This window comes from Caballeronia sp., from assembly GCF_028292365.1.
Lineage (GTDB): Bacteria > Pseudomonadota > Gammaproteobacteria > Burkholderiales > Burkholderiaceae > Caballeronia.
The window spans coordinates 1-8,002 of sequence record NZ_JAQGMM010000112.1 but is presented as its reverse complement, the minus strand read 5'-3'; the positions used below and the strand labels follow the sequence as shown (position 1 = coordinate 8,002).

Annotated in this window: 7 protein-coding genes; 5 read left to right on the top strand and 2 right to left on the bottom strand. The window is 60.7% G+C overall.

The window, feature by feature from the left end:
* Together gatA and gatC are read right to left on the bottom strand one after the other, a co-directional pair.
* A partial coding sequence (gene gatA / locus JWR14_RS07050) for an Asp-tRNA(Asn)/Glu-tRNA(Gln) amidotransferase subunit GatA (protein WP_299703637.1) occupies positions 1-1,282 on the bottom strand: 1,282 nt, incomplete at its 3' end.
* A gap of 132 nt (positions 1,283-1,414) precedes the next feature.
* Positions 1,415-1,714, bottom strand: a complete 300-nt coding sequence (gatC, locus tag JWR14_RS07045) for an Asp-tRNA(Asn)/Glu-tRNA(Gln) amidotransferase subunit GatC (RefSeq protein ID WP_299703634.1) — start codon at positions 1,712-1,714, stop codon at positions 1,415-1,417.
* A gap of 414 nt (positions 1,715-2,128) precedes the next feature.
* Between gatC and JWR14_RS07040 the strand changes: the two genes are divergently transcribed.
* The 5 genes from JWR14_RS07040 to JWR14_RS07020 form a co-directional block, all read left to right on the top strand.
* Positions 2,129-3,172: a rod shape-determining protein gene (locus JWR14_RS07040; protein WP_017772379.1), complete on the top strand. Its 1,044-nt coding sequence runs from the start codon at positions 2,129-2,131 to the stop codon at positions 3,170-3,172.
* Positions 3,173-3,371: 199 nt separating this feature from the next.
* Positions 3,372-4,478 carry a rod shape-determining protein MreC gene (gene mreC / locus JWR14_RS07035; protein WP_299703607.1) on the top strand — a complete coding sequence of 369 codons (1,107 nt, stop codon included), beginning with the start codon at positions 3,372-3,374 and terminating at the stop codon, positions 4,476-4,478.
* Complete coding sequence (gene mreD / locus JWR14_RS07030) at positions 4,475-4,987, top strand: rod shape-determining protein MreD (RefSeq protein ID WP_299703604.1); 513 nt, start codon at positions 4,475-4,477, stop codon at positions 4,985-4,987. Before mreC ends, mreD begins: the two co-directional genes overlap by 4 nt.
* A gap of 79 nt (positions 4,988-5,066) precedes the next feature.
* Positions 5,067-7,511 (top strand): penicillin-binding protein 2, encoded by a 2,445-nt coding sequence (mrdA, locus tag JWR14_RS07025; protein ID WP_299703601.1) that lies wholly within the window; start codon positions 5,067-5,069, stop codon positions 7,509-7,511.
* A 21-nt stretch (positions 7,512-7,532) separates the two neighbouring features.
* The coding region (locus JWR14_RS07020; RefSeq protein ID WP_299703640.1) for an FtsW/RodA/SpoVE family cell cycle protein at positions 7,533-8,002 on the top strand (470 nt) is incomplete at its 3' end.

Here is an 8,002-nt window from a genome sequence, read left to right as displayed (position 1 = left end):
GATACATCTGGACGGGATCATCGGCTTTTTCGCCAAGATTCCATGCCACCGATGGCGCCACGGGTCCCATGATCACATCGCAGTGATTGAATGCTTCCTGGAAATCCTGCGCGATAATGCGGCGGATTTTCTGCGCCTGCAGGTAATACGCGTCGTAATAGCCGTGCGACAGCACGTATGCGCCTACGAGAATCCGGCGCTTCACTTCCGGCCCGAAACCTTCGGCACGCGACTTCTTGTACATATCGAGAAGGTCGGTGTATTCAGCTGCACGATGCCCGTAGCGCACGCCATCGAAACGCGACAGGTTCGACGAAGCCTCCGCCGGCGCGATGATGTAGTACACCGGAATGGACAGCTCGGTCTTCGGCAGCGACACGTCGACGAGCGTCGCGCCCAGTGCTTCGTATTGCTTGAGAGCGGTGTCGATCGCGCTTCGCACTTCTGCGCTCAAGCCTTCACCGAAGAATTCTTTCGGCAAGCCGATGCGCAAGCCGGCAAGCGGTTTGGCCGCGTCCGTGCCGGACCAGTTCTGGCCGAGATAGCGCATGTAGTCTTCGTCCTCGCGCTGGAGGCTGGTCGAGTCGCGCGGATCGAACGACGCAATGGCGTTGAGCAACAGCGCGCAATCCGACGCGCTGCGGGCCAAGGGTCCGCCCTGATCCAGCGACGACGCAAATGCGATCATGCCGTAACGCGAAACGCGTCCGTACGTTGGCTTGATTCCGGTAATGCCGGTGAACGACGCGGGCTGGCGAATCGAACCGCCGGTATCCGTGCCGGTGGCAGCGGGCGCAAGACGCGCGGCCACGGCGGCAGCCGAGCCGCCCGACGAACCGCCCGGAACGGCCTTCAGGTCCCACGGGTTCTTGACCGGGCCAAAGTACGAATTCTCGTTAGACGAACCCATCGCGAATTCGTCCATATTGGTCTTGCCGAGCGTCACCACGCCTGCATTCTTGAGGCGTTCGACAACGGTGGCGTCGAACGGGCTCGCGTAGTTGGCGAGCATTTTCGAGCCAGCCGTGGAGGTCCATCCGCGTGTGACAAACACGTCTTTATGCGCGATCGGCAAGCCGGTCAGCACGCCTGCCTCGCCCTTGGCGATCAGCGCATCCGCCGCTTTCGCCTGCTCGAGCGTGAGGTCGTGGTCAACACTGATAAACGCGTTGAGATTCTTGGCTGCATCGATGCGCTGCAAAAAAAGCTGCGCAAGTTCGACGGCGGAGAGGATCTTGGCGTCAAGTGCCGCGCGCAGTTCGGTCAAGCTTTTCTGATGCATTGCGTTCTTCCTGATAGGCGCCGGATACCGAGTACCGGGTACCGTGCACCTTTTTGTTTTCGTGCTCTTCGCGCCTATATTGCAGTGCTTCACAGGTGCCGTCCCGCGTAAGCACTGGTCAATGCACGACACTTATTCGATCACCTTGGGCACCAGATACAGCCCGTCGCGCACGGCGGGTGCAGGCCGTTGGAACTCTTCGCGGTTTACATGCTCTGTAACAGCATCGTTTCGCAAACGCAGCTCGGCTTTCTCGATCTGTTCGATCGGATGAGCAAGCGGTTCGATACCCGTGGTATCCACGGCCTGCATTTGCTCGACGAGACCGAAGAAATCGTTCAGTCGTTGAAGCGTGGGTTCGGCCTCGTGCTCGGGCAATTCGAGCCGCGCGAGGTGCGCAATGCGTTTTACATCGGTCAGGGTCAGAGACATTCGATCACCAGTTTTTTTCGACTTACACGCTGAGATTTTTTCGACTTACACGCCGAGAAACAGCGCGACAACAACAGCGTCTTCAAGAGCGACTGCAATTCGAGATAAAGGAGCCTTAAAAAGCAGGCTTGACGGTGGCAAAATGTACCGTCCTTTTCCTTCGAACACCCCAAAATTATAAGGTATCATTACGCGTTCGACCCAAATCCGGATCGACTTACCAGCAGCCTGTTCTTAGTTACAGATTTTTAAGAAAAGTGCACGCCTGGTTCGCTTGCATCCTCCGGTAGATTTCTCCGCAGTCTTGCAATTTGCGTGGCCAAAAATGGGTCCCGCTGCAGGCTGTCATTTTTTTCCGCTGCCGTCCTTTGGCGCTCGAAGCGAGGCACGGCTCCCAGCGAGACAGGATTTTGAATGTTCGGTTTTTTGCGCAGCTACTTTTCAAACGATCTGGCGATTGATCTTGGCACAGCCAACACGCTGATCTACATGCGGGGCAAGGGCATCGTCCTTGACGAGCCATCGGTGGTTTCGATTCGCCAGGAAGGCGGTCCCAATGGTAAGAAAACCATTCAGGCCGTCGGCCGCGAAGCGAAGCAAATGCTCGGCAAGGTGCCGGGCAACATTGAAGCTATCCGGCCTATGAAGGACGGCGTTATCGCCGACTTCACCGTCACGGAACAGATGATCAAGCAGTTCATCAAGACTGCGCACGAATCGCGCATGTTCTCGCCTTCGCCGCGCATCATCATCTGCGTGCCGTGCGGTTCGACCCAGGTCGAGCGCCGCGCGATCAAGGAAGCTGCACATGGCGCGGGCGCGTCGCAGGTGTACCTGATCGAAGAACCCATGGCTGCGGCTATCGGTGCCGGTTTGCCGGTGTCCGAGGCAACGGGCTCCATGGTTGTCGACATCGGCGGCGGCACGACCGAAGTGGGCGTGATTTCGCTCGGCGGTATCGTGTACAAGGGTTCCGTGCGCGTGGGCGGCGACAAGTTCGACGAAGCTATCGTCAATTACATCCGTCGCAATTACGGCATGTTGATCGGCGAGCAGACGGCGGAAGCGATCAAGAAGGAAATCGGTTCGGCTTTCCCGGGCTCCGAAGTCAAGGAGATGGAAGTCAAGGGTCGTAATCTTTCGGAAGGCATTCCGCGCAGCTTCACCATTTCGAGCAACGAAATTCTCGAAGCACTGACCGATCCGCTGAACCAGATCGTTTCGTCGGTGAAAATTGCGCTGGAACAGACGCCGCCGGAACTGGGCGCTGACATCGCCGAACGCGGCATGATGCTGACCGGTGGTGGCGCTTTGCTGCGCGACCTCGACCGGTTGCTGGCTGAAGAGACCGGCTTGCCGGTGCTCGTCGCCGAAGATCCGCTGACGTGCGTCGTACGCGGTTCGGGCATGGCGCTCGAACGCATGGACAAGCTCGGCAGCATCTTCTCCTACGAGTAAGCCTTGACGCCTTTCATCAAGGCGCCAACAGCACGCACTCGCTCAATGCAACAACGGCGACGTGCGCGAAGTATGCGACTTGCGCAATGGTTCACGTGGTCCGGCCTAGTCCGGGTCACGAGGGACAGCGCTGGGCAGGGCCGCGCCCCCACGCGGACCCGCAGCATCGACCCAACCGATCACGCCCTCGGCGCCGACCATGGAATACAGTCCGCCGCCACTCTTTAAGCAAGGTCCATCCGCTCTCGCGCGATTGATCTTCTTCGTGGTGCTTGCCCTCGCCCTGCTGATCTCCGACGCGCGCTTCAACACGCTCGAGATCGTGCGCGGCGTGCTGGGAGCGGGTTTGTATCCGCTTCAGCGCGCGGCGCTCGTACCACGCGATATCTTCATGGGTGCGGCCGATCTGGCCGTCACCAGCGCAAACCTGCGCAATGAGAACACCAAGCTGAAAGCAAAGAACCTCGACTTGTCAGTGAAAGCGGGCGATGCGACCCAGCTCGCGGCTGAGAACGCGCATCTTCGTGCACTGCTCCAGCTTGGCTCACGCGCCAGCACGCAAACCACGCCCGTCGAGGTCCAGTACGACACCCGCGATCCTTTCACGCAGAAAGTCGTGATCGGCAAGGGTTCGCAGCAAGGCATCCAGGACGGCGCGCCGGTGGTGAACGAAGACGGCGTAATCGGGCAGGTCACGCGTGTGTTCCCGCTGCAATCGGAAGTTACGCTGCTTTCCGACAAAGACCAGGCCGTACCTGTGCAGATCGTGCGAACCGGATTGCGCAGCGTGATCTACGGCACGCCGAAGGGCGACACGCTGGATCTGCGTTTCGTGCCCATCAGCGCCGACGTGCAAACCGGCGACGAACTGGTGACCAGCGGTCTGGACGGCATTTATCCGCCGGGATTGCCGGTGGCAAAAGTAGTTCGCGTCGATAAACAAGCGGATACCGCGTTCGCCCGCGTAGTCTGCCTGCCGATCGCCCCGGTCCGCGGTGCGCGCCAGTTGCTCGTGCTGCATTACGAGATCAACCAGCCGCCGAATCCTGAAGAAGCCGAGGAAGCGGCTGCGGCCAAGGAAGCGAAGGACAACAAGGGCAAGAAGAAGGCCGCGCCGGCGAAAAGCGCCAGCGCAGCCGCCCCTGCGGCCGCGGTCGCAGGAAGTGCGTCCGCCGCGAAAAAACCCGAAGCGCCGGCGGCAGAGAAGAAAACCGAGCCCGCCGCCGCGAAGAAAGCCGAGAAATCCGGGCACGCCAGGAAAGCTGAACCTTCCGCCGCCAAGCCCGCGCCCGGAGCAGCACCATGAATCGCCCGCAATACATCCTGCAGCCGGTCAATCCGTACTTCATTACGTTCAGTCTGGCCGTGGCGTTCCTGTTGAACCTGATTCCCTGGGGCAGGACCTTCGGCATCCCGGATTTCGTGGCGGTCGTGCTGCTGTTCTGGAACGTCCATCAGCCGCGTCGCGTGGGCATGGGTATCGCGTTCATGCTCGGCATGCTCATGGACGTTCACAATGCCAGTCTGCTTGGTGAGCATGCGCTCGCGTATACGCTGTTGTCCTATGGCGCCATCACGATTCACAGGCGCGTATTGTGGATGTCTCTGCCCGTGCAAACGTTCGTGGTCGCGCCCTTGCTGATCGGCGCGCAAATCGTGCCGTTCGTGATCCGCCTGCTGACTGGCGCAGCGTTTCCTGGCTGGGGTTATCTGATCGACGGGTTCGTGGAAGCTATTTTGTGGCCGGTCGCCAGTTTCCTGCTGCTGATTCCGCAGCGCCGCGCCACTGATCCTGACGATACGCGGCCAATCTGAGTTTAGTAAGTTTAGTTGAGCGTCTGCCGCAACCGCTGCACGCTACATACGCCACACACGCGGTCCCCGCGAACATTGCATGACCGAATTTCAGAACGCCGAACAACAGTTATCGAAGTTTCGCCTGCGTGTGGCTGCCGCCGGCCTGTTCGTGTTCGTCTGTTTCGGGCTGATCGGCGTGCGCTTCCTGTATCTGCAGGTCTGGCATTTCAGCAAATACTCGCTGCAAGCCGATGAAAACCGCATCTCGGTCGCGCCCATCGTGCCGAACCGCGGCATCATCACCGACCGCAACGGCGTGGTGCTGGCGAAGAATTATTCGGCTTATACGCTGGAAATCACGCCATCGAAGATCAACACCACCCTCGACGATGAAATCGACCGTATTGGGACCGTGATTCCCGTCGATCAGCGCGACCGGCGGCGTTTTAAGAAACTCCTGGAGGACTCGAAGAATTTTGAGAGCCTGCCAATCCGTACCCGCTTGACCGACGAAGAAGTCGCCCGTTTCACCGCCCAGCGGTTCCGCTTTCCGGGCGTGGAAGTGCGTGCGCGGCTGTTCCGGCAATATCCGCTCGGGCCAACGGCGGCTCATGTGATCGGCTATATCGGGCGGATTTCGCAGCGCGATCAGGAACGTATCGACGAAGCGAGCGACCAGAATGACGCTGATACCGATCACTACGATCCCCGCGTGGACGCGAACAACTACAAGGGCACGGACTACATCGGCAAGATTGGTGTGGAACAGAGCTATGAAACCGAGTTGCATGGCCTGACCGGCTTCGAGGAAGTGGAAGTCACCGCTGGCGGCCGGCCCGTGCGCACGCTTTCGCGCACGCAGGCCACGCCGGGTAACAACCTGGTGTTGTCGCTGGATATCGGCTTGCAGCAGGTCGCCGAGCAGGCGTTCGCAGGCAAACGCGGCGCGCTGGTCGCTATCGAACCCGCAACAGGCGATGTGCTCGCGTTCGTATCGGCGCCCAGTTTTGACCCAAATTCGTTCGTCGATGGCATCGATCAGCAGACCTGGGATTCGCTCAACAATTCGCCCGATCACCCGCTGCTGAACCGCCCGCTCCACGGCACGTATCCGCCCGGCTCCACCTATAAGCCGTTCATGGCACTCGCCGCGCTGACGCTGCACAAACGCACGACCAGTTGGGGTTTCCAGGACCCGGGTTCGTACACGTTCGGCGGTCACACTTTCCGCAACGACGTCCGGGCGGGCCAGGGCTGGGTCGACATGAATCGCGCGATCGTGGTGTCCAACGATACCTATTTCTACATGCTGGCGCACGATCTGGGCGTGAACGCGATGGCCGGGTTCATGAAGCCGTGGGGATTCGGCCAGATCACGGGTATCGACATCAACGGCGAAGCGCGCGGCATTCTTCCGTCCACCGAGTGGAAAAAGAAGGCGTACCGGAAGCCCGAACAACAGCGCTGGTATGAAGGCGAGACGATCAGCCTGGGTATTGGGCAGGGGTATAACTCGTTCACGATCCTGCAACTCGCGCACGCCACCGCAACGCTCGCGAACGACGGCGTGGTGATGAAGCCGCATCTGGTCAAGGAAGTCGAGAACCCCATTTCCAAGGCGGTCCGCGTCACCGTGCGTGATCCGAGCTACAAAATTCCAGTCAAGCAGGCGGACGTCGACTTCATCAAGCGCGCGATGGAAGGCGTGGTGACCTCCGGGACGGGCTCCAAGATCTTCCGCGGCGCGCCCTATGTGGCAGCGGGTAAAACCGGTACGGCGCAGGTTTATTCGCTGCAAGGCGCAAATTATTCACACAGCGCGATAGCAGAACATTTGCGTGATCACGCGTTGTTTATTGCATTCGCGCCGGCGGATCATCCGACTATCGCGGTTGCGCTGATCGTGGAAAACGGCGGCTGGGGCGCGGAATCCGCGGGCCCGATCGCGCGGAAAGTGCTCGATTATTATCTCGTCGACCGCATGAAGCCGGGTGCGGAAGCGGCGGCCGTGGCAGCAGCGGCATCGGCGACGGAAGATGCGGGTGCACCGGTGATCGGGGGTGCGCAAAGCCCCGTGGATGCTGCCCTGCCCGCTTCGGTGACCGGTGCGTCCCCAGCGTTCAAGCCACTGGCGGCGTCAGGTGCGGCGGCCGCAAGCGCGAGCGCGGCGGCGTCTGACTCGGCTTCGGCTGCAAGCAGCGGGGCCGGAGCGGCGTCGAGTGCGCCGGCTGCATCGGCGGCACCGGCCGTTCCTGTCGCGCCGAGCATGCTGCGCGCGCTGGAAGCGCCGCGCGTGCCGGTCACGCCTATCACCACAGAAGCGCGGGAAATAGCGCGCCCGGCAACGGGATCGAAAGCGCCGGGCGTGGTCAACGTGAAGGAAACAACCCGACCCGCCGAGGTCCGCAAGGCACCGGCCACCAAAACGCCGCCAACGCCGCCATCGCCGCCGAAAGAACCGCCGCCTACCGCCGCGATCCCCCGTAACACAGGCAAAAGCGCCATCCAGACACTGACGCCGTCTGGCGGCATCGACGAGTAAAGGAGAGTCACCATGCAAGCGCTGCAATTCGACAAGCGCGTCTGGCTCGAACGCACGAAGCGCATGTTCGCAGGTTTCGATAAACCGCTCGCGCTGATTGTGTTCCTGCTGCTGTGCGTGGGCATCGTGACGCTATACAGCGCGAGTCTCGATGTCCCCGGCCGCGTAGAGGACCAGTTGCGTAACATCATGCTGACGTTCGGGCTGATGTGGATTCTCGCCAACGTGCCGCCGCCCACGCTGATGCGTTTCGCCGTGCCGCTCTATACCATCGGCATGGCGCTGCTGATCGCGGTCGCCACGTTCGGGCTGACGCGCAAAGGCGCGAAACGCTGGCTGAACGTGGGCGTGGTGATCCAGCCGTCCGAGATCATGAAGATCGCGATGCCGCTCATGCTCGCGTGGTATTTCCAGCGGCGCGAGGGTGGTATCCGGTGGTGGGATTACATCGTCGGCTTCCTGATCCTGATCTTGCCGGTCGCGATCATCGC

What these genes read in the sequence shown, in the direction of transcription:
- gatC (WP_299703634.1), bottom strand. Translation starts at nt 1,714, where the DNA reads ATGTCTCTGACCCTGACCGATGTAAAACGCATTGCGCACCTCGCGCGG.
- JWR14_RS07040 (WP_017772379.1), top strand. Translation starts at nt 2,129, where the DNA reads ATGTTCGGTTTTTTGCGCAGCTACTTTTCAAACGATCTGGCGATTGAT.
- mreC (WP_299703607.1), top strand. Translation starts at nt 3,372, where the DNA reads ATGGAATACAGTCCGCCGCCACTCTTTAAGCAAGGTCCATCCGCTCTC.
- mreD (WP_299703604.1), top strand. Translation starts at nt 4,475, where the DNA reads ATGAATCGCCCGCAATACATCCTGCAGCCGGTCAATCCGTACTTCATT.
- mrdA (WP_299703601.1), top strand. Translation starts at nt 5,067, where the DNA reads ATGACCGAATTTCAGAACGCCGAACAACAGTTATCGAAGTTTCGCCTG.